General features: G+C 56.6%; 26 protein-coding genes and 2 pseudogenes. 16 read left to right on the forward strand and 12 right to left on the reverse strand.

Features of this window, described 5'->3' with window-relative positions; genetic code table 11:
• Window positions 1-13 precede the first annotated feature (13 nt).
• The 3 genes from P5706_RS19580 to argE are packed head-to-tail and all read left to right on the forward strand — an operon-like array spanning window position 14 to window position 2,254.
• Window positions 14-424 carry a RidA family protein gene (locus tag P5706_RS19580; RefSeq protein ID WP_003207327.1) on the forward strand — a complete coding sequence of 137 codons (411 nt, stop codon included), beginning with the start codon at window positions 14-16 and terminating at the stop codon, window positions 422-424.
• Window positions 425-434: 10 nt separating this feature from the next.
• A complete protein-coding gene (locus P5706_RS19585) occupies window positions 435-1,112 on the forward strand; it encodes a DUF1028 domain-containing protein (RefSeq protein ID WP_058421955.1) in 678 nt (225 codons plus the stop codon).
• On the forward strand, window positions 1,109-2,254 hold the full coding sequence (gene argE / locus P5706_RS19590) for an acetylornithine deacetylase (protein ID WP_285681044.1): 1,146 nt from the start codon (window positions 1,109-1,111) through the stop codon (window positions 2,252-2,254). Before P5706_RS19585 ends, argE begins: the two co-directional genes overlap by 4 nt.
• Window positions 2,255-2,538: 284 nt before the next feature.
• Here argE and P5706_RS19595 read toward each other — a convergent pair whose 3' ends face one another.
• Complete coding sequence (locus tag P5706_RS19595; RefSeq protein WP_285681046.1) at window positions 2,539-3,450, reverse strand: LysR substrate-binding domain-containing protein; 912 nt, start codon at window positions 3,448-3,450, stop codon at window positions 2,539-2,541.
• A gap of 250 nt (window positions 3,451-3,700) precedes the next feature.
• Between P5706_RS19595 and P5706_RS19600 the strand changes: the two genes are divergently transcribed.
• Window positions 3,701-5,116: a purine-cytosine permease family protein gene (locus P5706_RS19600; RefSeq protein WP_200433362.1), complete on the forward strand. Its 1,416-nt coding sequence runs from the start codon at window positions 3,701-3,703 to the stop codon at window positions 5,114-5,116.
• 57 nt (window positions 5,117-5,173) lie between these two features.
• Here P5706_RS19600 and P5706_RS19605 read toward each other — a convergent pair whose 3' ends face one another.
• Window positions 5,174-6,679: a sensor domain-containing diguanylate cyclase gene (locus P5706_RS19605; RefSeq protein WP_285681048.1), complete on the reverse strand. Its 1,506-nt coding sequence runs from the start codon at window positions 6,677-6,679 to the stop codon at window positions 5,174-5,176.
• Window positions 6,680-6,860: 181 nt separating this feature from the next.
• The gene (locus P5706_RS19610; RefSeq protein ID WP_285681050.1) at window positions 6,861-7,754 is read right to left on the reverse strand and encodes a LysR family transcriptional regulator; all 894 of its coding nucleotides are present in this window, start codon (window positions 7,752-7,754) and stop codon (window positions 6,861-6,863) included.
• Window positions 7,755-7,848: 94 nt separating this feature from the next.
• On the opposite strand from P5706_RS19610, the gene P5706_RS19615 reads away from it, so the two are divergent.
• The gene (locus P5706_RS19615; protein ID WP_285681052.1) at window positions 7,849-9,018 is read left to right on the forward strand and encodes an MFS transporter; all 1,170 of its coding nucleotides are present in this window, start codon (window positions 7,849-7,851) and stop codon (window positions 9,016-9,018) included.
• A gap of 173 nt (window positions 9,019-9,191) precedes the next feature.
• Here the strand turns inward: P5706_RS19615 and P5706_RS19620 are convergent, their stop codons facing one another.
• Both P5706_RS19620 and P5706_RS19625 read right to left on the reverse strand, forming a co-directional pair.
• Window positions 9,192-9,995, reverse strand: a complete 804-nt coding sequence (locus P5706_RS19620) for a YnfC family lipoprotein (RefSeq protein WP_285681055.1) — start codon at window positions 9,993-9,995, stop codon at window positions 9,192-9,194.
• Between the two features lie 319 nt (window positions 9,996-10,314).
• Window positions 10,315-10,572: pseudogene (locus P5706_RS19625) on the reverse strand (transposase); the annotation flags it as partial.
• A 133-nt stretch (window positions 10,573-10,705) separates the two neighbouring features.
• Between P5706_RS19625 and P5706_RS19630 the strand changes: the two are divergent.
• On the forward strand, window positions 10,706-11,164 hold the full coding sequence (locus tag P5706_RS19630; protein WP_285681057.1) for a GNAT family N-acetyltransferase: 459 nt from the start codon (window positions 10,706-10,708) through the stop codon (window positions 11,162-11,164).
• A gap of 158 nt (window positions 11,165-11,322) precedes the next feature.
• Here the strand turns inward: P5706_RS19630 and P5706_RS19635 are convergent, their stop codons facing one another.
• Both P5706_RS19635 and P5706_RS19640 read right to left on the reverse strand, forming a co-directional pair.
• Window positions 11,323-11,805: a GNAT family N-acetyltransferase gene (locus tag P5706_RS19635; RefSeq protein WP_285681059.1), complete on the reverse strand. Its 483-nt coding sequence runs from the start codon at window positions 11,803-11,805 to the stop codon at window positions 11,323-11,325.
• Between the two features lie 82 nt (window positions 11,806-11,887).
• Complete coding sequence (locus tag P5706_RS19640) at window positions 11,888-12,142, reverse strand: hypothetical protein (RefSeq protein WP_285681061.1); 255 nt, start codon at window positions 12,140-12,142, stop codon at window positions 11,888-11,890.
• Between the two features lie 188 nt (window positions 12,143-12,330).
• Here P5706_RS19640 and P5706_RS19645 point away from each other — a divergent pair, with 188 nt between their 5' ends.
• From P5706_RS19645 to P5706_RS19660, 4 genes are all read left to right on the forward strand, one after another.
• Window positions 12,331-12,810, forward strand: a complete 480-nt coding sequence (locus tag P5706_RS19645) for a hypothetical protein (protein ID WP_285681063.1) — start codon at window positions 12,331-12,333, stop codon at window positions 12,808-12,810.
• A gap of 323 nt (window positions 12,811-13,133) precedes the next feature.
• Entirely contained in the window at window positions 13,134-13,547 is a 414-nt protein-coding gene (locus tag P5706_RS19650; RefSeq protein ID WP_285681065.1) for a hypothetical protein, read from the forward strand.
• Window positions 13,548-14,076: 529 nt separating this feature from the next.
• Window positions 14,077-14,871: an enoyl-ACP reductase FabI gene (fabI, locus tag P5706_RS19655; RefSeq protein ID WP_057014706.1), complete on the forward strand. Its 795-nt coding sequence runs from the start codon at window positions 14,077-14,079 to the stop codon at window positions 14,869-14,871.
• 312 nt (window positions 14,872-15,183) lie between these two features.
• Window positions 15,184-15,609 carry a hypothetical protein gene (locus P5706_RS19660; RefSeq protein ID WP_285681069.1) on the forward strand — a complete coding sequence of 142 codons (426 nt, stop codon included), beginning with the start codon at window positions 15,184-15,186 and terminating at the stop codon, window positions 15,607-15,609.
• Window positions 15,610-15,664: 55 nt separating this feature from the next.
• Here the strand turns inward: P5706_RS19660 and P5706_RS19665 are convergent, their stop codons facing one another.
• Both P5706_RS19665 and P5706_RS19670 read right to left on the reverse strand, forming a co-directional pair.
• Window positions 15,665-16,039, reverse strand: a complete 375-nt coding sequence (locus tag P5706_RS19665) for a tautomerase family protein (protein WP_285681071.1) — start codon at window positions 16,037-16,039, stop codon at window positions 15,665-15,667.
• A gap of 6 nt (window positions 16,040-16,045) precedes the next feature.
• A complete protein-coding gene (locus tag P5706_RS19670) occupies window positions 16,046-16,381 on the reverse strand; it encodes a carboxymuconolactone decarboxylase family protein (protein WP_285681075.1) in 336 nt (111 codons plus the stop codon).
• Window positions 16,382-16,491: 110 nt separating this feature from the next.
• On the opposite strand from P5706_RS19670, the gene P5706_RS19675 reads away from it, so the two are divergent.
• Window positions 16,492-17,379, forward strand: a complete 888-nt coding sequence (locus P5706_RS19675; RefSeq protein WP_285681077.1) for a LysR substrate-binding domain-containing protein — start codon at window positions 16,492-16,494, stop codon at window positions 17,377-17,379.
• Between the two features lie 160 nt (window positions 17,380-17,539).
• Complete coding sequence (locus P5706_RS19680; RefSeq protein WP_285681080.1) at window positions 17,540-18,025, forward strand: MarR family winged helix-turn-helix transcriptional regulator; 486 nt, start codon at window positions 17,540-17,542, stop codon at window positions 18,023-18,025.
• Here P5706_RS19680 and P5706_RS19685 read toward each other — a convergent pair.
• Window positions 18,017-18,427, reverse strand: a complete 411-nt coding sequence (locus P5706_RS19685) for an ester cyclase (RefSeq protein WP_017139675.1) — start codon at window positions 18,425-18,427, stop codon at window positions 18,017-18,019. The two genes, P5706_RS19680 and P5706_RS19685, sit on opposite strands and share 9 nt — an antisense overlap.
• A 232-nt stretch (window positions 18,428-18,659) precedes the next feature.
• The gene (locus P5706_RS19695; protein ID WP_285681082.1) at window positions 18,660-19,874 is read right to left on the reverse strand and encodes an aldose 1-epimerase family protein; all 1,215 of its coding nucleotides are present in this window, start codon (window positions 19,872-19,874) and stop codon (window positions 18,660-18,662) included.
• Window positions 19,875-20,315: 441 nt separating this feature from the next.
• On the opposite strand from P5706_RS19695, the gene P5706_RS19700 reads away from it, so the two are divergent.
• Together P5706_RS19700 and P5706_RS19705 are read left to right on the forward strand one after the other, a co-directional pair.
• Window positions 20,316-20,609, forward strand: a complete 294-nt coding sequence (locus tag P5706_RS19700) for a hypothetical protein (protein ID WP_056859523.1) — start codon at window positions 20,316-20,318, stop codon at window positions 20,607-20,609.
• 222 nt (window positions 20,610-20,831) lie between these two features.
• On the forward strand, window positions 20,832-21,818 hold the full coding sequence (locus P5706_RS19705; RefSeq protein ID WP_285681085.1) for an F-box protein: 987 nt from the start codon (window positions 20,832-20,834) through the stop codon (window positions 21,816-21,818).
• Between the two features lie 197 nt (window positions 21,819-22,015).
• On the opposite strand, the gene P5706_RS19710 is transcribed toward P5706_RS19705, so the two are convergent.
• The gene (locus P5706_RS19710; protein WP_200433369.1) at window positions 22,016-22,207 is read right to left on the reverse strand and encodes a hypothetical protein; all 192 of its coding nucleotides are present in this window, start codon (window positions 22,205-22,207) and stop codon (window positions 22,016-22,018) included.
• Between the two features lie 15 nt (window positions 22,208-22,222).
• Between P5706_RS19710 and P5706_RS19715 the strand changes: the two genes are divergently transcribed.
• Both P5706_RS19715 and P5706_RS19720 read left to right on the forward strand, forming a co-directional pair.
• A complete protein-coding gene (locus P5706_RS19715) occupies window positions 22,223-23,515 on the forward strand; it encodes an ankyrin repeat domain-containing protein (protein WP_285681087.1) in 1,293 nt (430 codons plus the stop codon).
• A gap of 13 nt (window positions 23,516-23,528) precedes the next feature.
• A pseudogene (locus P5706_RS19720) lies at window positions 23,529-23,744 on the forward strand (fructose-bisphosphate aldolase); the annotation flags it as partial.
• Window positions 23,745-23,774: the final 30 nt, after the last annotated feature.

A 23,774-nucleotide genomic window follows, 5' to 3' on the forward strand; every position in this document is an offset into this window, starting at 1 on the left:
CGGAGTTTTTTTGATGCCTACTCACACTCGCATCCGCATGTTCAACACCAAGGAAACCTACCCTAACCAGAGCCTCGACAACGACCTGTGCCAGGCCGTGCGTGCCGGCAACACCGTGTATGTGCGCGGCCAGGTGGGCACCGATTTCGACGGCAACCTGATTGGCCTTGGCGACCCGCGCGCCCAGGCTGAGCAAGCGATGAAAAACGTCAAGCAACTGCTCGAAGAAGCCGGTTCGGACTTGAGCCACATTGTAAAAACCACCACTTACCTGATCGACCCGCGCTACCGTGAGCCGGTGTACCAGGAAGTCGGCAAGTGGCTCAAAGGCGTGTTCCCGATCTCCACCGGGCTGGTGGTGTCGGCACTGGGCCAGCCACAGTGGCTGATGGAAATTGACGTGATCGCCGTAATCCCCGAATAAGGAGCTGCCCATGACCTTTTCAATCGTCGCCCGTTGCGCGGACACCGGCCAGCTCGGCATCGCCATCAGCTCCTCAAGCATCGCCGTAGGCGCCCGCTGCCCATGGTTGCGGCCCGGTGTGGGCGCAGTGTCGACCCAGAACATCACGTTGCCGGCTTTGGGCCCCGACGTGCTCGACCTGCTGGAACAAGGCCTCGACCCTGCGGCCGCCGTCGACAAAGCCCTGACGAGCAACGGCTACAGCCAATACCGACAACTGACGGCGATTGATCACCTGGGCCGCAGTGTGCATTTCAGCGGCAGCGAAACCCTTGGCACCCACCATGCCGTGTCGGGCGAACAGTGTGTGGCGGCGGGCAATATGCTCGCCGACCGCGCAGTAATCGAAGCGATGGTGCATGCCTTCGAACACGGCGAAGGCCAGCTCGCCGATCGACTGCTGGCGGCGATGCACGCCGCCATCAACGCCGGTGGCGAAGCCGGGCCGGTGCATTCCGCCGCGCTGGTGGTGGTGGGCGAACTGACCTGGCCGATCATCAACCTGCGCGTGGACTGGGCCGATGAACAGCCCATCGCCGAACTGCAAAAGCTCTGGGATGCCTACCGCCCGCAAGTGCAGGACTACATCGACCGCGCCCTCGCCCCCGACCGCTCACCGGGCTACGGCGTGGCCGGAGACGAGCGATGAGCCGCAGCCGCGAACTGCTGCAGACGCTGGTGGGGTTTGATACCACCAGCCGCGAGTCCAACCTGCTGCTGATCGAATTTGTGCGCGACTACCTCGCAGGCTTCGGCGTGGCGTGCGAGCTGGTCTACAACGAGGCACGTAGCAAGGCCAACCTGTTCGCCAGCATCGGCCCGGTGCAATTGCCGGGCATTGTGCTGTCCGGGCATACCGACGTGGTGCCGGTGGACGGCCAACCGTGGACGGTGCCACCGTTTGAATTGACCGAGCGCGAGGGCAAGCTGTTTGGCCGCGGCACGGCGGATATGAAGGGTTATATCGCCTGTGTGCTGGCGTTGGTGCCAGCGTTAGTGAAAGCCAACTTGCGTATCCCGGTGCATATCGCCCTGTCTTACGACGAAGAAGTCGGCTGCCTGGGTGTGCGCTCGCTGCTCGCGGTGCTGGAGCAGCGGCCGGTCAAACCGATGCTATGCATTATCGGCGAGCCGACCGAGCTGAAACCGGTGCTCGGCCACAAAGGCAAACTGGCGATGCGTTGCGATGTGCATGGCGAGGCCTGCCACTCGGCGTATGCGCCGTATGGCGTGAACGCGATTGAGCACGCCGCCGAGTTGATTGGCGAGCTGGGGCGCATTGGCCAGCGCCTGCGCGAACACCAGGACCCGCGGTTTGACCCGCCGTTCAGCACGGTGCAGACCGGCGTGATTGCGGGCGGCAAGGCCTTGAATATCGTGCCTGCCGACTGCCGCTTTGATTTTGAAGTGCGCGCATTGCCGTCGATGGACCCGGGTGAAGTGGCTGAAGAACTGCAAGCCTATGCCATGCAACAGGTGCTGCCGCGTATGCAGGCCGTGAGTAAACAGAGCGCGATTCGGTTTACTGAGCTTTCGGCATATCCGGGCTTAGTCACCGACGAGCGCAGCCAGGCCGCGCAGTTGATTGCCGCGTTCAGTGGCTCGCGGGACTTCGGCACCGTGGCGTTTGGCACCGAAGGTGGATTGTTTGATGCGGTGGGCATTCCCACGGTGGCGTGTGGGCCGGGGAGCATGGACCAGGGGCATAAGCCGGATGAGTTTGTGAGCCTCGAACAGTTGGCCGGATGTGATGCCATGCTGGAGCGCATGCTCGATTCAATCCGCGCTTGAGCCATCTCCCTACCAAACACCACAGATCAACTGTGGGAGCGGGCTTGCTCGCGAAAGCGGTCTGTCAGACACATGGATGCTGGCTGGACCACCGCATTCGCGAGCAAGCCCGCTCCCACATTTTTTGCCCTATGCTCCAATCCAACCACCGCCCAACCTGTGGGAGCCGGGCTTGCCCGCGATGGCGGTGTATCAGGTGGCACATTTGCAGCGGACCCACCGCTATCGCAGGCAAGCCCGCTCCCACAGTAGAGCTTTAATATTTATCAGAGGGTATTTCAAGGTTAGCCCAGCAAACGGGCGAGCTCTTCGCGGCAGTAATCCACAAACAACTGCACCGGCTTGGTCAACGGCGCCCGTCGCAGCCAGACGGCGGATAGTCCTGAGCCGGTGACCGTTTCTGCCAGCGGCACACACACCACCTTCTGCCCATCGTAGGTGTACTCGGTAAACGGCTTGGTCACCAGAATCGAAAAGCCAAACCCGCGCCCTACCATGCCGCGCACCATTTCGATGGACGGCGAGCTGAACACAATATTCGGCGTTAACCCGCGCTCTTCAAAGATGCTCACGAAGTACGTTCGGCTCGGCAGCACATCCAGCAAAATCATCGGTTCCAGCACCAGGTCCGCCAGCGACACCTTGGCTTGTTGCGCAAAGCGGTGATCGGCCGGCAACAGCGCATACGGCTGCTGCGGCGGCATCAATGGGGTGGTTTCGATGGTGCCGCCCAGGTCATGCTCAAACAGCATTGCCACATCGATACTGCCGGCCGTCAGCGCCTGCACCAACTCTTGCTGCTCGCCGTCGCGAATGCGGATTTCCACCCCCGGCCACAGCGCCTTGAACCCCGCGATCAAGCGCGGCAAGTACAACGGCGCTACCGTCTCAAAGCAGCCGATATCGATCTGCCCCGCCACCACATCATTGTCGGCCAGAGCGTTTTGCTCGAACTCATGGGCTACCCGCAGCAACTCCAGCGCCTTGCGATAAAACCTTGCACCGCTGGGCGTCAGCGAAACGCCCTGGGCGTGATGGCGGATAAACAGCTGCACGCCAAAGCTGTCTTCGAGCTGTTTGATCGCGGTCGACACCGACGGCTGGGCGATATACAGCTTGCGCGATGCCTCGGCGACGCTGCCGCACTCGGCCGTGGTAACAAAATATTTGAGCTGGCGCAGGTTATAGGCAGCCATCGGGACCTCCAGAAACGTGGGACTTCGCCCCAAACAAGTGCGTAAAAATCGGCTTTTTCACACTGATTCAAGACCATGCAACATACCGGAGCAAAAAATCCGATGAGCTATATTTTTTAAGGTCTATAGCAACAAACTTACTAATTTACCTCCCTGCGCCCATTGCAGATGATCACTCCAACAACAAAGCGCCGCCTTGGCTGCGCACAGCGAAGTACGTCAACGTACTCACCTTGCCTTGGAGCTCGTCATGGTCACCACTGCAACATCCTCCGCCCCGCTTATCGAAAAACACACGATCGGATACGTGCCCCCCGAAGACCGCCATGGAAAGGTAAGAGACCTGTTCACCCTGTGGTTCGGCGGCAACATCGCGCCGTTGCCGATCGTGACCGGCGCGCTGGGTGTGCAATTGTTCCACTTGAACCTGGTATGGGGCATCGTCGCCATCCTGGTTGGCCACCTGGTAGGCGGCGTGCTGATGGCGCTGCACTCGGCCCAAGGCCCGCAAATGGGCATCCCGCAAATGATCCAGAGCCGCGCGCAATTCGGCTCCCTCGGTGCCCTGCTGGTGGTGGTGATCGCCGGCGTCATGTACATCGGCTTTTTCGCCTCCAACATCGTACTGGCGGGTAAATCCCTGCACGGCGTGGTCGACAGCGTGCCCGTGCCCGTGGGCATCGTGATCGGTGCGATTGGTTCCGGCATCATCGGCATCATCGGCTACCGCTTTATCCACGTGCTCAACCGCATCGGCACCTGGGTGCTCGGTGCCGGCATCGTGCTGGGTTTTGGCTACATCTTCACCCACGTGCAAACCACCGACTTTTTGACCCGTGGCAGCTTCAATATCTCTGGCTGGCTGGCGACTGTGTCGCTGGCTGCGCTGTGGCAGATCGCCTTTGCGCCTTACGTGTCGGACTACTCGCGCTACCTGCCGGCCGACGTACCGGTGGCATCGACCTTCTGGACCACCTATCTGGGCTCCGCCCTCGGCTCCAGCCTGGCTTTCATCTTCGGCGCCGTCGCCGTGCTCGCCACCCCGGTGGGCATGGACACCATGGAGGCGGTAAAACTCGCCACCGGCGCCATCGGCCCGCTGATGCTGGTGCTGTTCCTGCTCAGCGTGATCAGCCACAACGCCCTTAACCTCTACGGCGCCGTACTGTCGATCATCACCCTGATCCAGACCTTCGCCTACCGCTGGATCCCCACCGCCAAAAGCCGTGCGGTGATCTCCACCCTGGTGCTGGCCGCCTGCGCCATCGCCGCCGTGTTCGCCTCCAAAGACTTTATCGGCCACTTCGTCGACATGGTGCTGGTGCTGCTGGTAGTGCTGGTGCCGTGGACGGCAATCAACCTGATCGACTTCTACGCGATTCACAAAGGCAAGTACGACATTGCCTCGATCTTCCGCGTCGATGGCGGCATCTACGGCAAGTACAACCCGCAGGCGCTGCTGGCGTATGCAATCGGGATTGCGGTGCAGATTCCGTTCATGAACACGCCGCTGTATGTGGGGCCGATTTCCGCGCACATCAACGGGGCGGATTTGTCCTGGGTGGTGGGGCTGCTGGTGACGTCGCCGTTGTATTACTGGCTGGCGAGTCGGGACAGTGCGTATAAGCGCCGGATGGACGGTGGGAAGTTGGTCAGTGGGGTTTGAGCTAACTGACTGAAACGGGCTGGCCCCGTTCAATAGGGGTTCGATTGTGAACCCCTGTCACCAGTGCCCCGTCATGCACTGGTTACGCCCCGCCGCCTTGGCGCTATACAACGCTTGATCCGCCACCTCAACCAACCCTTGCAAATCCTCCAGTTGATCGCCTGCGGCCGCCGCAAAGCCGATGCTCGCTGTCAGCCGCCCGAACGGGCTGGTGCTGTGCATGATGTTCTCTTGCTTCAACAGGTCGAGAATCAGCTCGGCCACCACGGCGGCGCCGTCCCTGTCGGTGTCCGGCATGATGATGCCGATCTCCTCGCCGCCATAACGCGCCACCAGGTCTGACGGCCGCTTTACACTTGCCTCGAAGATTCGGCTCACTGCCTGCAAGCAGGCGTCCCCTGCCACATGCCCGTACGCGTCGTTAAAGCGCTTGAAATAGTCGATATCAATCATCAGCAACGCCAGCGTCGTGCCCTCACGTTTGGCGCGCAGTGCTTCCATGGCGAGGCTCTCATCAAAACAGCGGCGGTTGGCCAACCCCGTCAGCGCATCCTTCATCGCCAGCAACTCAAGCTGCCCGTTCGAGGTGAGCAACTGCTGCTGGGTTTCACGCAATTGATCTTCTGCTTCGGTGCGCCGACGAATATCCAGGATCAAAAACCAGCCGATAAGACCGGTAAGCCCCAGCAGCCCCGCCACCACCACCGCCGACAGCAGCGCCTCGGTGCGCCACGCGGCGAGGGCTTCACGTTTGCCGAGCGCCACCGTGGTGATCAGCGGCAGCCGGTCACTTTTGCGGAAGGCGTAAAGCCGCTCCACGCCGTCGAGGCTGGAGGTAAACGAGGCGGTGCCGACTGACTGATCAACCAGGTACTTTACATAGATGGGCGACGTGGAAAAGTTGCGCCCCATGTCCTGCTCGCGAAACGGATAGCGCACCAGCAACGTACCGTCGGTGTGCGACAAGCCGATCGCGCCGTCCTGCCCAACGTCGATCTTGCCAAATAACCGCAAGAAGTTTTCGATGCCCAAGGTCACCGATACGACGCCGGCAAAATCACCGCGCGAATCATTGAAACGCCGGCTGATGGTCATCACCCATTCCTGATTCGACCGGCTGATAATCGGCGGGCCGATAAAAATCTCGCGGGAAGGATCGTCACGGTGATGAATGAAATAGGCACGGTCGGCGCTGTTGGCGCCCGCCGGAATCGGCCGGTTGGAGGACATCAACCAGTGCCCATGACTATCGTAGATCGTGATACCACTGAGCTGCGGCATCAACGGCTGCTGGCGGCCGACCAATGTGCTCAGCCGCTGGATTTGCGCAGGCCCGCTGCCTTCGGTCTCCAGGCGCTCGACAAGCCCGAGCAACAACAACGCGCTTTGGCGCACGATGCCGTCGGAATAAGTAGACAGCGCCTGGGTAAGGTTCAGGCCATGGACGTTCACCTCCTGCAGGGCGCGATCTCGAGAGGCAAACACCTTCCAGACCGTCAATGACGCCAGGGAGCAACCGATAACGACCAGCAAAAGCACAACCAGGTGGGTATCACGCTTCACATTGCTACCTTTGGCAAGCACGGTTTTCCATAACAGCGGACAGTGGACCTGGGCACCGGCGACAGCCATTCGCCCTTTTTCGCGGGCAAGGATACAAGCAGTTATAAGCCGCCGCAGCAACAGATTATGCGCACGAAAAAGGTTCACATTGCCGCGCCTCACGGTGCCCGCAAACCGACGCTTACCGCTGATGATGTTCGAGCAAGAAGTCCACAAACAAGCGCACCCGCGCCGGCATGGCCGCGCCGCCGACGAACACCGCGTGAATCGGCTCAACGTCGCCGGGGTTCCAGGCTTGCAGCAGCGGTATCAGCTCGCCGCGCCGCAGGTCTTCGCTGACGGTGAACTCGCCGATACGCGCAATACCGGCCCCCACACGAGCAAGCTGCGCCAGCGCCTCACCACTGCTGCATTCGATATTGCCGCTCACCTTGAGGGAAAACGCTTGCCCGTCGCGCATAAACGGCCAGTTGGGTTCGGCACGCCGAAAGTTGAAGCGCAGGCAATTGTGCCGCAGCAGGTCTTCGGGTTGCTGCGGGGTGCCATGGCGCTGCAGGTACTCGGGCGAGGCCACCACCACCTGGCCGGTTTCACCGAGCCTGCGCGCCGTCAGCGGGCTGTCGGGCAGATGGCCAAAGCGTATCGCCACATCGGCCTGGCCGCCGAGAATGTCGACCACCTCATCGCCCAGGGTCAGGTCGACCACGATGTTCGGGTAGCGCGCGCTGAAGGCGGCCACCAAGGGCACGATCGTCATGCGCCCATGGCCCAGGGCGGCGCTGACCCGCAACCGGCCCTTCGGCACACCCTGGTCGGCGATGGCCTCTTCCACCTCGTCCATGTCGGCCAGGATACGCCGGGCACCCCGCAGGAACGCCTCGCCCTCGGCGGTAAAGGTGATCGCGCGCGTGGTGCGCAACAGCAGCCGAGTGCCGAGGCGTTGTTCGGCCCGCGCGATGATCCGGCTGACCGCCGACGGCGTAAGCCCCAACACGCGCGCGGCCGCCGACAAGCTGCCCTCCTGCGCCACGCTGGCGAATACCAACATCTCACCCGACCTGCCGTTGAAGTCCATTTGTGCCTCTTACGCAAAGGTGATTGCCAAAAACGCCATCTACCGCCTTCAAAGGCTGGATCGTAGCATTGGCGGCATAGATAAGGAGCCTTCCATGCGTATCAATCCACCCCTCGTTGCACTCGCCATGGGTGCCTTTGGCATCGGCGTCACCGAATTCGCCCCCATGGGCATGTTGCCGGGCATCGCCGCCGACCTCGGCGTATCGATTCCTGCCGCCGGCCTGTTGGTCAGTGCGTACGCCCTTGGCGTACTGCTCGGCGCGCCGCTGATGACCCTGACAACCGGCAAGATCCCTCGGCGCTATTTGCTGATCGGGCTGATGGCGATTTTCACCCTGGGCAACCTGATGTCCGCCCTCGCTACCGACTACTACAGCCTGATGATCGCCAGAGTCGTCACCTCGCTGAACCACGGCGCGTTCTTTGGCGTGGGCTCCGTGGTCGCCGCCAGCGTGGTTGCCCCGGAGAAACGTGCCGGCGCGGTGGCCGCCATGTTTATGGGCCTTACCCTCGCGACCATCGGCGGCGTGCCGCTGGCCGCCTGGTTCGGTGAACTGTTCGGCTGGCGCACCGCGTTCTGGGGCATTACCGGCCTCGGCGTTGTCGCCATGGCAGCGCTGTGGTTCGCCCTGCCCAACCTCAAGGCGCCGCCACACGTCAGCGTGATGGCCGAAATCCGCGTATTGGGGCGTGGCCCGGTGTTGGGCGCACTGGCCCTCACCGTCATCGGCTCGGGCGCCATGTTCACCGTATTCACCTACATCGCGCCGATTCTCAGCAGCGAAACCCACGCCTCCACCGCCTACATCACCGCCATGCTCGTACTGTTCGGCGTAGGCCTGACCCTCGGCAACCTGTGGGGCGGCAAGGCGGCGGATCGCTCGATAGACCGCACCTTGATCGTGTCGCTGAGCGTGCTGATTGCGGTGTTGCTGGCGTTCACCGTACTGATGCGCTGGCCGCTGCCGGCGGCCGTGGCCATCTTGATATGGGGCGTGGCCAGTTTTGCCCTGGTGCCGCCGTTGCAGATGCGGGTGATGGAGGCGGCCAAGGACGCGCCTAACCTGGCGTCGGCGGTGAATATCGGGGCGTTTAATTTTGGCAATGCGATTGGGGCGCTGCTGGGCGGTGTGGTAATTAATGCGGGGTGGGGCTATCCGGCGATTTCGCTGGCGGGGGCTGGGATGGCGGGCTTGGGGTTGTTGATGGTGGTGGGGTTTGCTTGGCGGTCGAGGGTAAAGGGGCTGTTAGCCGCCAATTAGGCGTGACGGCCAGCGCTCCAGACTGTGCCAAAACGGACGCCGAGGAGCATCCTGTCCAGCTAGAGCAGCATCGGGGTAGCAGCATCGGGGTCAGCCCCTTAGGCCTTAGGGATTCCTCAGGGTTTGACCCCGATTTCTGACCCCGATCTCCCAGCGAGATAAAAGCTGAAAGATCAATAATAGTTGTTTTTGTACATGTATTTTATATTTTTATTTTCAGAATTTATATTACGAGCCACGTCACAATACGATGGATTTCTATTGGCATCAAAGTCAAAGCATGTCGCTTCTTCATTTGCTGAACTGCCCCCCATGTGAACAGAGGTTACAATCCCCGTTGTGGTATTTTTACTTTTTAGATACTCTAATTTCTGCACATATTCATAGGGTGCATATTGGGTGACTTCAATGAGCTCATTTTTAGCGTTAAATTTGAAGCTTTTTACAATCTCTCCATTTTTCCTCACCTCGGATATCAAATTATTTTCATAGAGATACTCTTCATTGGTTTTTATATTTTTTACTATCCTGCAATCAGCATCAAGATCATAATATCCCTCTTCAGCCTTCCCGTGAAATGAGGTCATTTTGTTTTTTATTTTTTTTAAGTTCACAGAAGCCTCCCCAGCATATGTATTTTGCAATTTCATGGACTCAATGCATCCATTTGCACCAAAAGAAACAAAGTATTCTTTCGTGACTTTTCCATCCTCGACATATCTAATAAATTGAAGGCTATCTTTAACATTCCCATGCATAGGTTCAAATCCAATCAAGGCTGCATAGGATGCTATTGCATCTGAATATTCTTTTTCAGTGGGTGCACCCTGGCTACCAGCAGCTGCAGTAGTTGCAAAAACACTCAATAGAATTAAAAGAAAACTCCCGATATGGTTAAAGGTCTTGAAAGGCAGCCTTGGATTGCTATTGGGATCGTTCACTTTCATCAGGTTGGGTTCAGTTCTACTATCGATCATTTGCAAAGTCCTTTTTATTGCGGCTAGAGCACTCGATTATTATTTGTAACGACCTGCACCAGGTTCAGAAATAGACAGAGTCATGGGTGCGCCTCGATTTACGGAAATATTTTCTTCTGGCATATCGATTTCCTTTTTCAAACTGAGATCAAAAATAAGAGCCAGAACAAGCTTATTTGAATGAAAGTCTTCTGACTAGTCAATGATCGCCCTCCTGTATCTACGACGCGTTAGAGGACACAAGCCAACACACAGAAAAACTGTTTATAAACACAGCGATTCCTCAGGGCCTGACCCTGATTTATGAGCCTGATTTATGCTCGGCCTCACGGTCAAGCCGGTGACTGGACTGAATACGATTGAGATAGCCGTAGATGTAGATCTTCAGCAAGACCGCTGGGTGATAGGCAGGACGACCCGTTGCAGCAGGATCGACACCCTCAAATCCGAGTGCACCCAAGTCGAGTTCATCGACGAAGACATCAACCAGACGCACCGTTTTTTCTTCCGTCACGTAATCGTCCAAACACTCCGACAGTAAGGTAACTGAGCCCGAGCATTCCATGAACCACTTCATCATCGCCTCCGCTGTCTCTGTGCTCAAAGGTTAGACGATCCCCCTGACGTTGACATAGTCTGTACCGCAGGCAGACGGCTGTATGACTGTCACTACCCCTACCCGCCTGACAAATACATAAGGAGCGTTTCAGATGCTGCGAGTGGATTGGCTCGATAAACAAATGGACAAGTGCGGCGTTATGGCCGAATGGCTTTATCGGGAATTCAGTTATGAGTTTACGCAGCAATCTCTGTCGAGTTGGAAGCGCGAGTTCGCTGATGGACAGCGTGATGGCAGTTGGAAGTGTCTGATCGCAATGGAACGAGGTCAGTTGCTAGGTGGCGCTACGCTTGCCAATAACGACCTATCTGACCGGCCGGATCTAGGCCCGTGGCTTGCGTGTGTGTTCATCGCACCTGATGCCCGAAGAAGAGGGCTCGCAGCGCAGCTAATCGAAGGCATCTGTGCCCATGCAAGAGACGCTGGGTTCACTACTTTGTACTTGCACACCCACAGCCAGAGCAATTATTACACCAAGCTTGGCTGGAAAGTGTTGGAGCGCTTTGAGGCTTGGGGGAAAGAGCAATACCTTATGTCACGGAGTTTATAGTCATAGCCGACTTCAAATTTCCGCCGATTTTTATAAGCAGCAAAACTCTGATATGTCGTCTGCGTTTTCACACAGCCTGGGTCGATAGCAGCTCTTCACGACAGGCAGCTATCGGCCCAGAATGTGCCAAAACGGACGCCAAGGAGCATCCCGTCCAGCTAGCAAGCCGGGCCAATCGCCGGAACACTCCGGCGAACATAATAATGGTCGAATTCACCGCTTTCCATGAATTGGAAACCATGGCGGATATAAAAGCGATTCGAAGCGCTTTCTTTGAGAGCACCCACTTTAATAGGGAGCGCAGCGGCATCGGCCTCTTTGAAAATTTGAGTGAGCACCGCAGACCCTATACCTGATCCTTGCGCGCCCGGCCTCACATACAAATGGTCGAGCAAGAGCTCATTGTGGTGATGCTTGACCACTACAAAACCAACCCTCTCGCCAACTGCCTCGATGTAGCGTGTGTTGCGAGCTTCAAAACCGCCAACAAACCGCTCGCGCGCGCGCACTGGATCAAATCGCCCAACACGCTCCAGGCTTTCGCGCATGGCCTCAATCCGAATGGCTACCAGATCATCCAAGTCACTTTCTTGAGCCGGGACCAAAATGATTGGGGAGTTTTGATTGGGTGTGACGGGCATGGTCTGCGCTCAACTACCATCCTGGGATGGCCAGTATAAAGAGCCTGGCATGAGGCTCCCAGGTGTAGGAATGCGGGGTGGTTCAGTTTTCTAAAAAGAACCAGCTGATAGCCATCCCTGTGATTGATACATCCGCGACGAGTGGCGGCATAACCATCCAGAATTCGAGACGTTGTGGGTTTTTTTCAACGTCCTCAACCCGTACCCAATGCCGCCACTGAAACACTTTGGGAATAAGAATGATGAGAGCCATGACGACTACGCGCACGTGCCGCCCCCCAAAATGAGCATTACGGAAAATATGCCTGTGCCCGACTACATAGTCGCTGCGTTGCATGTAGGGCTCTGCAACATGAAGTTTTTTAACATCACGTAAAAAGTAAGCGGAATGCTGAGTACCATGAGGATGAGGGAGCACGTACCCAACAGGGGGCCACAAGCAGCCCATCGTGATCAGAAACGTTTGACGTCAACGCGCGGCTCTCGCACTCTGTTTTACCCCCTATTTCTTCACAAGGCTTCCCTATGTCATTCGCAACCGTAGTGCTGCTCGACTCCTGGCCACAGCCAAGTACGTCGCCCGAACCCGTCGTGTTTGCCACGGACACGCAGCTATGTTTACGGTATTGCACCGCAGAGGAAGAAATAGCTGTAATCCATTTTCCCCTAGTTAAAAAAATTCAGTTCGGCTCACCAAACGACGAGGCTTTGGGCGGCCATCCGCTTATTAGACTTGGCATCAAGCCTTATCAAATTCATCGAATAGATAATTCGCCTTGGCTAGCAGAGCTTGAGCACAGAAACGCCATTCATCCGCGACACGAAAAGCAGCGGTTTCTAAAAGACGCCATCCATTATGTCTTTACGTTTCAGGATTCCACACTGGAATGCATCGTAATTGAGGGGCAGTTCTGGCATCCAAAAGTACAAATATTTACCTCGGAGCAGAAGGCACAAGATGCCTGGCGCGAACTGATAAACGACGTGGACGCATGGCCCCAATAGTCACGAGTGGATGATCGCTTTGGGTCGTTTTGAGTCTTTCTCGACCGACAGCAATCGACCATGTAGCGCCCAAGTTATGCTTGTGAAAAAAACTGTACTCGGAGCGGAAACTTAGCGTGTGCCGTTCAGTCTGAATGGATAGTGGCATGCTGCCATGCCAGCTGGTCCAGATGTATGTGAAAGCCGCGTTTCTATCTAGGCCTGATCAGCCGGATCGAAATACTGTGCCACTCAGACGTTCTATCGTATGCCAATCGCTCTCGCATGGTCGCGTGGGGCTGATGTCTCGCCATTAATCTCGAGATCTATCGTAAGGAATTTTCATGAAGCTTAAGGCTGTTCTGCTGGGTTCGATTCTATTTGTATCGCCGCTGTATCCTGTCTTGGCTGACAGTTGCAGTGCAAATATTAAAGGGGGTTACGATTGTCGATACGACGATGGTACAACCTCAACCAGCAGTTCAAACATCAAGGGTGGGCAGGATACGCAATACAGTGACGGGCGCCGCTCAAGCAGCCGTGCAAACATCAAAGGCGGGCAGGACACGGAATACAGTGACGGGCGTCGCTCAAGCAGCAATGCAAACATCAAGGGCGGGCAGGACACGCAATACAGTGACGGGCGTCGCTCAAGCAGCCGTGCAAACATCAAGGGCGGGCAGGATACGGAATACAGTGACGGGCGTCGTTCAAGCAGCCGTGCAAACATCAAGGGCGGGCAGGATACAAGCTATTAGAAAGACGATTTAAACGGGAGTTTCTCTGGCCGTACTAGAAGCTTAATGCCCCTTCCTGAAGGACCATGCCTTAAGACCTTCAGTCGCTTGCAGTAGTACTCTTGCGACTGCTCGGTGTTTCCGTCATGAGTATATCGTCGCAGATGGTTGGATGAATATGTTCCTCCTTATAAGTGGCCGCTTCCGGCCAAAAGGAGCCAGTCGGATGCCTCCAGGAAATCAGGGCCGATTCACCTCGTCGAATTATTCGCAACCCGCCTTCATGATGAACTTTCACCCGTTGAACTGCCGTCGCGTGTAACTCCATGATAGTTTCCCGCGTCACATCAGCGTTGCAGCGCCCACCGCTCTGCGTTCCGAGGCTCCCTGATTTGGGATGCCAAGAACAGAGCACAGCAACCCGTCCGCTGCTCCTCGAGTAACGGCGGTTAAGTCATGGTGGGATTTCAAGCGCAAAAAATGGCGTTGTTTAGAGCCTATTAAATGCGCACGACACACTATTGGATAGTTAGACATCAAGGAGCTACACATGGGTTTTCTCACAGGCAAACGCGTTCTGATCGTCGGTGTAGCCAGTAAACTGTCAATAGCCTCCGGTATCGCTTCAGCCATGCATCGCGAGGGCGCCGAGCTTGCCTTCACCTACCAGAATGAAAAACTCAGAAGTCGAGTGGAAGAGTTCGCGACTGAATGGGGTTCAAGCCCTGAGCTGTGCTTCCCCTGCGATGTCGCCAGCGATGAGGACATCGCTGGCGTGTTTGAAAAGCTGGGACTGCAATGGGATGCACTGGATTGCATCGTCCATTCTGTAGGTTTCGCGCCAGGTGACCAACTGGATGGAGACTTCACAGAGGTCACGACACGTGACGGTTTCCGCATCGCGCACGACATCAGCGCATACAGTTTCGTAGCCTTGGCGAAAGCCGGTCGCTCAATGATGCAGGGCCGTAACGGTAGTCTCCTGACTTTGTCCTACTTGGGCGCAGAGCGAACTATGCCGAACTACAACGTCATGGGTATGGCCAAGGCTAGCCTGGAGGCAGGTGTGCGCTATCTGGCGGGTAGTCTTGGTCCGGACGGTACTCGGGTCAACGCAGTGTCGGCAGGCCCCATTCGTACCCTTGCAGCCACCGGTATAAAGAACTTTCGCAAGATGCTGGCAGCCAACGAAGCGCAAACTCCATTGCGCCGGAATGTGACTATCGAAGAGGTAGGCAATGCTGGTGCCTTCCTTTGCTCCGACCTGGCATCTGGTATCAGCGGTGAAATCTTGTACGTGGACGGCGGTTTCAATACGACCGCAATGGGGAATGTAGACGATTAATCCAGCAGGGCGCCGTGGGGCGTTAGCGAATGTTGGCATGATTGCTGTGCTTGAAATGGGCAGCAATCGGCCAAAAGAGGCCATTGCGCCTAGCTAATAAACCGAGGGCGACTCACCTTTATTTCAAACCTGGTCAGACGCCATTCTTCGCAGTTATTGCTTGACTCATTCTGATTGATCAGGCCTGTTAACGCCGCCTCTACCGCCATTAATAAGGAAATTATGAAGCCTCTTTACCTGTGCTCAGTTCTGCTACTTGCAGGCTGCGCCCCAGTGCCTAAATACCTTGTGCCTGCGGGGGCGCCCCAGGCGATGATCCGCAGCGAATTGGTGTCGATGGAAAATTATCGAAACAACGTGACGCTGGTCCAGGCGCCAGCCATCGGCTGCAAATACGGCAGAACCGTGGCGACTGAGTCGGGAATGGGGAAGCAGTTGGTTTCCGTTTCTGAGAACGTCTCGACGCCGGAGGGTTATTTCCCGATTGAAGCCGGCAAGCCTATGCATTTGGAAATGCGCGGCATGGCCAATGCCAATCGCTCGTGCAGCGTATCGTTTATCAGCGAATTTGCGCCGGGCGCACGCTATGTGATCAAAGGCGGGATTGCTGACGTCCCGGGCTCGTTGAGCCGTTGTTACATCGACATATTCAATGTCGATACGGGCGTGCGCGTGCCTACGGCCAAAGAGCCGAAAATAGAACGTAGTTGTGCGTTGGATCGGCTGCCGACGCTGTAGCGTAAAAACGGGATCATACTTAGCTGTTGTATGAACCCGGTTTTAATGAAAAAGCCTAGTTGCCCCGCCCTCCCCCAAACGACCACTCATCACCGGCCGTGGTGGTGATCACCACCATCACGTCTTCCGCGTTCAACCCAGTCGCCCGCCCCAGTTTCTCGACCAGATCACGATAAAAATGCTGTTTAGTCGTAACACTTCGAGCACGCCCGGCAGTAATCGCGATCAGCACAAAGTCATGGCTACGCGGCCCACCCATGTAGTGGGGATCGAATATCAACTCGCCGACCTCATGTTGGTGAATGACTTGGAATCGATCTGTCTTCGGCACTTCGAAGCTCTCGACCAAAGCGTCGTGCACCCCCTGAGACAACGCCTGTAAATACTCGGCCGACTTGCCTCGGTGCAGTGAAATTCGTGCAAACGGCATCAGCGCTTACTCCTGGCGTGCTGAAAGGCAAAGCTGTAGTTCGCTCAGCACATTCAGCGCCGAAGCGGCCGTCGGCCAGCCTGAATAAAACGCCAGATGGGTGATAACTTCGGCCAGTTCGTCGGTACTCACGCCGTTATCCAGCGCACGCTGCAAATGAAACGGCAGTTGCTCAAGACGGTACATCGCCACCAGCGCCGCCACCGTCACCAAACTGCGTTCACGGGGCTTGAGCTGCGTGCGCGTCCACATGTCGCCGAACAATACGTTGTCGGTCAGCTCGGCAAACTTCTGCGGGTAGTTGCCCTGGGCTTCTCGCACAGTGGCCGTCGATGCATTCATGATGGTTTTCCCTCCGATGTCCCACTCTGAAGGATGAAAATTATCAAGTCGCAACCCTTCCGAATATCAGATTTAATAGCACCGATCATCCAGAATTAGTGGACTATTGAATGCGCCGCCCCACCTTCGACCTTGATGTATTACGTACCTTCGTCACGGGTGTGGAGTTCAACAGCTTTGCCAAAGCTGCGGATCGTCTCGGTCGGTCGACATCTGCCGTGAGTGCTCAGTTAAAGAAACTTGAGGAGCAGATAGGCACGCCGGTATTGGCTAAATCCGGTCGCGGGCTGATCTTGACCCCCGCAGGAGAATCACTGCTTAGCCACGCCCGTCGGTTACTGGAGTTGAACGACAGCATTTTCCACAGCGTGCATCAAAGCCAGACCGCCGGGACCCTGCGCCTGGGGCTTCAAGAGGACTTTGGCGAACATTTCCTAAGCGATATCCTGCGACGCTTCGTACAGACTTACCCGAGGGTGAGCCTCGAAGTCAGGATCGCCCGTAATGCCGAACTGCTGACGCTGGTCGAAAGTGCAGCCCTGGACCTGGCACTGACTTGGGACACCGGGCCCATGTCGCCCTACGCTACGCGCCTGGGCGAAACACCGATGCACTGGATCGGGCCGCGCGATACGCCATCGCCGACCGCCGCCGACGACTCACCGCTGCCCTTGATAATGTTCGACGCGCCTTGCGTACTCCGCAGCGCCGCCACCCAGGCGCTGGACGCCGCGCAAATACCCTGGCGCATCGCCCTCACCAGCCCCAGCGTGGCGGGTATCTGGGCGGCCGTCGCCGCCGGGTTGGGCGTGACGCTGCGTACCCGCATTGGGCTGCCGAGCCATCTCAGTGTTGTTTCCGGCTTACCCGTCGTGCCAAGCCTTGGTTATGTGCTGCACAGCGGTGGCGGCGAGCCCACTGCGGCGGCCCAGCAATTGGCTGCTTTGATCGAAGCGGGCCTGCAAGAACAGGCGTTTCGTTTTACGGTTGCGACATAATTGAAAATGCGTAAGGGTTTAGTACGAGTGATATGGATGGGGAGCGTAACTGAGCAGAATCGGCCCAAAAGCAGTCGTTGGCGATGGACAGCTCCTGGTCAGAAGCGGTCATTCTGAACTCATGTATGCTTATCTGCTCAACCACATCTGAGAAAGCCCATTGTCCTCCCCTTCAGAATCTCCCAATCATCACTCTGCTTCTTTTGAAGAGGCAGTTGAACAGTTAGCCGAAGATCTGCGAAGCGTGGTCGGCAATCTTGTCCGGGAAGTGCGCAGTGGGTCGGACACACCGTCCTCGGCACAATCTGAAACGCTAGGTTTGCTTGACCGTCATGGCCCCGCGAGCATAAGCGCGCTTGCTGCACATCGTCACGTCAAGCATCAAAGCATGCGGCTGGTTATCGCCCAGTTGGAGCAGCAGCAGCGGGTTACACGAGGTCCTGATCCGAGCGATGCACGAAAGCAGCTCTTTGAGCTGACGCACGCTGGTCGAGCTGCGCTTGAACACAGTCGTCTTCAGCGCAGTGACTGGCTGGCACGCCAGCTTAAGGAAAAAGCCACCGCGTCACAGCTGCAAACACTCGAAGCTGCGGTCAGAATCCTGGAGCAATTGATTGCCGCCGCGCCAAACGGTCAGTCAACCTGAGCGCAAAGCCGCCAGCACACTCGGCAACGAATTGACGCCCCAGTGCTCGACATATTGGCCGTTGCGGATGCGAACGATGTCGATGATATCAATGGACACTGCACGTCCCGTTGCCTGTATTCCGGCAATCACCCCGGAGTGGCGGCCGGTAATGCGCTTTCGGGTCGTCACCTTGTCGTCTTCAGCAACCTGATCCAGCACCTCGACCTGGAGGTCGGACAAGCCCGGATGCAGAACATTGTGAAAGGTATGCCATAGACCTTCCCGACCGCCGTCTTGCCCCGCCGCCGCTGAATGGTTTATGAAATCTTGCGCCACGAGCACTTCAAATTCGTGGCGGTCGCAGTTCTCAATAACCTTCTGATTGAAACGACGGACGATAGCTTTGTTCACTGCTGACATAACGCCACCTGATGCTTGAATGCGTAGAATCTCAAATATATACAGTTAGACTGTACATATCCAGAGCATCAGTGAGCGCTGTCCGATGACATCCGCAGGGCATTGATCTATTGCTGCCAGTCGCAGGCTCAAGGTCACGCGCTCGCGGGCGGACCTTGAACAAGCCGACGGGATCGGACGCGAACACTTGGCCGTGGGGTTAAAATATCGGCCCACAATGTTCCAGCCGGCATCACTCCTTGGTCAGATCAACCAACGGCGTCTGCCGCACCTCAGTCTCCCGCCCATCCTGAATCTCACTCACCTGCTTCAAGGCCTTATCCACCGCTGCCTTATCCGCTAACAAGCTGTAGCTGATGCGGAACTGCTTGTGTTCCTTGGGCCCAATTGTCGGTACCAGGTTCAGTGGCCGCTGGTAACGGCGGTTGTAGGAAAAACTTGTTCCTGGCTCCAGCCCCGTGACATAGCCCTGGCCTTGGGTGTCGGTGTTTTTCCACAGGGAAAACACCGGCAGTGTCTGGGTATTGAAGCCGACCGAAACGCCCAGGCTGCCGGCCTTGTTATGCAACACGGTCAACGTATCGCCGTTGGCATCGGCATACGGCACCACGTTGTAAACCGTTTCGTCGTAGTCCTTGGTCGGTGCGCGGTAGGTTTGCCAGTCGGGCAGATCGCCCTTGGCCTTGTCGTTGAACGGCGATACCTGTTTCACCGGCGCGGCGAAACGAGCGTCCTGCTCCAGGAACGGGGTGCTGAAGTTGCTGTGATACAGCGCCTGGTATTCCTTCGGATAGTCGCCGTTGTTGGTCAGGGTGTCATTGAGGGCGAACACGACGCTGCCGGGTTCGGTGACCAGTTCGGTCGCGACCGAGAAGTCGACCTTTTTGAACGCCTGCTCTTTCAATTCGCCGCGCAGGGTGATGGCGTACGGTGGTTTTTCATCGATATGCAGCGTGACTTTGTTCGCAGGAATGTTAGCGGCCCGACCGTGCAGGGTCAGCAGTTCGCCGTTGTCGACGCCGGGGTGGCCGACCCATTCGTATCCGCAGCGGGCGACCAGTTCATTGAAACCTTCCAACCAGCCCAGACCACCGCGGCCATTGAGTTCGATGAAGGACGGATTGACCACTTCCTTGACCGGAGAATCCCAGCCCATGCGCACACTGCCGACCGAGGCCTGCAAGACGTTCATGCCGCGAGTCGGCACTACCGAGAGTTTCATGGTGCCGTTATCGATGTCGACGATGCTGACGCCCTCCTGGCGACCGCCATGCAAGGTGCGCAGGCTAACGCTGAAGGGCTTGTCGGTTTTTATTCCGAGTTGCTGGCTGGTGATCTGCCAACTCTGAGCGGCTTTGTCGGTGTCGAGCAGAACGTAATCCCAGGCCATGGCGTGGGAGGCAGCGGACAGCGCGCTGAGGGCAACGAAGAGTTTGAGCGGGGTCATGGCGACAGCCTTTCTTGGAGTTGTGCCATTTTTATAAACTTGATGAAACGTTTCAGCAAGCTAAAAATGGACTCAAATCCGACGAGATTGGCAGCGTGCAGTGAGCGCGGGGCAAAAACGGTAATGGGGAAAAGTTAATGACTGAGGTTGATACATCCTCTCAGTTGCACCCTGGCTACCCACACCTTATAGTTCGCCCCGTCGCCGACCTCAGTCAGCGATTGGGTTTCGCAGCCCTACCAAAATAGAATCAACCTGCACAGTCATCAGACCCTCAGGCGGAGCCCGCCTGCGTCTTGTTTATGGCGGCTGTGCGTGGGAGACCTTCGGGTCTGCCGGGGGTGATTCTTCCTGGTCTGCGAACCCGCGCACAGTTGCCACCCAGGCTGTTTCGCAGCAGCAAGGTGGCAGTTCTTTTTTCCCAAAATAGAATCGAACCTTATGACTACTCAACACCCGCCCCGCCGCTTCACCCCCATGTCCCAAACCGCAACCGAATACCCTGTCCTGCTCATCGACAGCGACGCCCCGCTCAGCGAGCTCCACGCCTGCGCCAGCGAGCGTCTCAATGCTGCCCTCGCCTACCTGCACCTGATGGCCTGTTCCAATGTGTCCGACTATGCCGAGCATGATGTGAATACCGTCGCCAATACCGCGCGGATCATGATCCAGGACGTGTCGGATGTGTTTACGGTGATGGAGCGGCGCGGGTTTGATGTGCCTGCTGTGAGTTGATGTGATGTGAGCTGTGAGGAAACCCGCCTTTGCGGGTTTTCTGACTTTTGGGGCGGCTACTGCCTACCAGACTTGATGTATCTAAATAAATGCATCCCCTTTTCCCACGTCCCCTTTTCCCATATCAGGCAAGTCGCTAGCGCTCGTCGGCATGGGAACCAGAACCTCTGCACACCCACTCACTGCCCGTACATTCGTACTGACCTGGTGGGGATAGATGAGATGTTGCAGCGCATCATGGGTAAAAGTGTCAACAATACAAACGCCGATCCAAGCCAACCAAAAGCCAAATCCAAGCGCCAGGACCCACCCGCTCACTCAGCCGAGTCATTGCGGCCACCCCGCCCCGATGCCCCCCGCTCGACTCCCCGCGCCTCGGCCCTGACGCAAAGCCAGCTTGAACGCAGCCTGCAAGCGGGAGCCTCACAGACGAGTCGTTGGAATGAAATGCCCACTGAGATGCAGCTTGAGGTGGTCAAGCACTTGCCTATCAGTGCCCAGGCGACGTTCTCTAAAGTCTCGCGTGACACGCAAGACCTACTGCCGGTTGCGCGCCAGGATCATCGACAGTTCAACACCTTGATCAAAAACCTGGGGGACGAGCTCCACAACTCTGAATTCAAGTACACACTGCGCGCTATGGCGCTGCTCGAGGGCGGGCTTCATCCCGACGACAGCGCAAAGTTAATGCACAATTTGCTGTGGAACATGAACCTTCAGTTAAGCCAGCTAAAGCTGCGGAACAATCAACCGCAGGTCATCAAAGAAGTGTTCAAAAAAGCCATCGTGCTGTTAAAGGCCGTGGAAAATCCAAACGATAAAATGCGCCTAGCGCAGGCCATCAGCCAGAAATTGCCTGTTCTCGCGGACTTCCCGGGTTCCTCGATTACTCAGTCGGTGCCCTACCAACTGCGCGACACTGTCGGCAGAGCAGACACCACCCGCCTCTCCCGCGAGGGCGCGCAGCACATGGCGAGTACGTTGGTGAACTTGAACCGCCACGGGATCGAGCATGGTCCTGAACAGCACCGTCAAGACGCATTCGACTTTCACATCATGGCGATGAAAAACCTCCACGCCGTAAACCCGCCACTGACTGCCGCACAAAACCCACTGCCGACTGCGTTGCACCTTGTCGCAAGTTTTGCGCCGCAGTCCAAAGCACGGGCCCTGTATAACCTGAACAAATTGAACCACTGGAAAACCTGAGGCCCCCAACGCAAAGGTGCTGGCGGAATCAGCTGCCAGCTCTTCCGCGCGATACACCGCCACACGATAGTGGGTACTAGTCGCGAAGGTCTGGAAGGCCAATGCTGTTTGCAACTCAAGCAGATGTTCAGGTCGGGTCTGCTCCCGCTGTCCATAGTCTTGCCGCTAACCTTCCGGCACCTTGAGTGGGTCCGTTACTAATCTCCAGGCAGCAGACAAAACTGACCTTGGTTGCCTGCATTGACAAAGGCTTGCGTGCCAGCCTTTTCAGAATCGACACGCCCAATAGCACGATGAAATAAACCGCTTGATGTCATCCCGCTCAGATCAAAAAAAGGAACCGAAAACATGATATTGCCACTCATTACAGAATGTTTTCTGTTATTCACGTAGGGGCTCTATTTATGATCTCTAGTCGGTATACACAACCTGCCCACGTTAGCAGTCAACCTGCTGCCGAACCTTTTCATGATGCCGTTAAACGGGGTGATGCTTCCCAGATCAAACAGCTGCGCCAACAGGGGCTGCTGGCCAACCAATTGGACACCCAGGACCGCTCACCTCTCGACATCCTGGACAGTATGCGAAATATCGATTCGCGCAGCCGTTCAAGTATTCGTATGGCTCTGCTTGAGTCGCTGAACAACACCGCGCCGCGAGGCCATATGAAACCTGAGGCGTTTCACGGCACACCCTGGGGGTTGGAGGTATTAGTGTCGGGCGGCCTAATGGGCGGGGCCAATGACAAAAAGGGTGGCAGTCAATCGCTGGAAGGACAGGTATTTTTTTCAGACCGAACTCAGGAAAGCGATGGTGACAAAACTACGCGCAAGGGGCTTCGCACCAAACCGCGTATTTACGCAAAAGGCGCGGGAATGAAGCCCAGCAACGCATTTTCACGAGCACTGCAACACGGTCTAACTCAAGTAATACTTAAAAACCTGGACAGCGGTCAGGTGCTTAAGCCAGAGATGCAGCCCGGTAAAATCAATGTTGCCAATCTGAACCATATAACGGCGCAAGAAGCAGTTACCTGGCTTCAACAAATGCTACACGATAGCCACATCATGAAAGGCAATCACAAAACACCCGGAGATTTGTACGCACTCGGAAAATTCCTCCCGACGTCCGTAGTTCTACAGCAGGGAGAACAGCAAAAAGTACTGAAAGGCGATTCGCTGCGTCGTTTTTATCAGGACACAGTCAATACCTTGCAACGGGATCTGGAAAACGGCAAAGCGCCTTTTTTGAGTCTTTTGAACCAAGGTAATGTGGTCCCGATGGTTTTTGGTTTTGAGAAAATCAATCACCTGTCGTCTCATTCGATTAACAACACGCTCACCAGAAAAACGAGCCACTTCTCTTACCAAAGCCAAGCGCACCCACTTCAAGGTGGCCCCAATGGCGGAAAGCTCAAAGAGCTGGAAGTCCGCAGCCTGGATGATCTCGCTACACTCTGCCTGGGATGCGCAGCCAAGGGCACAGCCCTACCCCAAGGGTTGGTCGTACGTTTGAAGGCTCGTAAAGATGTTAAGGCGCAGTACCTGGATGCATCGAAGGTCACTCGATTCCAAACGGAAATTCTTCGTCAGGCCCAGCATCTGGCGGGTAATCAACAGTTGGGCGGACAGCCTATGGAGCGCCTCCAGTCGATTAATGTAAAACTTCGTTCTAACAATCTGCATAGCTTAGTGTAAAAGCGGAGGCCCTGCCGACGCCCCGCTCAGCGAGCTCCACGCCTGCGCCAGCGAGCGTCTCAATGCTGCCCTCGCCTACCTGCACCTGATGGCCTGTTCCAATGTGTCCGACTATGCCGAGCATGACGTTAATACCGTCGCAAATACAGCGCGGATCATGATCCAGGACGTGTCGGATGTGTTTACGGTGATGGAGCGGCGCGGATTTGATTTGCCTGCTGTGAGTTGAGGTGATTTGAGTTGTGAGGAAACCCGCTTT

The organism is Pseudomonas sp. ChxA (assembly GCF_030263855.1).
GTDB classification, from domain to species: domain Bacteria; phylum Pseudomonadota; class Gammaproteobacteria; order Pseudomonadales; family Pseudomonadaceae; genus Aquipseudomonas; species Aquipseudomonas fluorescens_CB.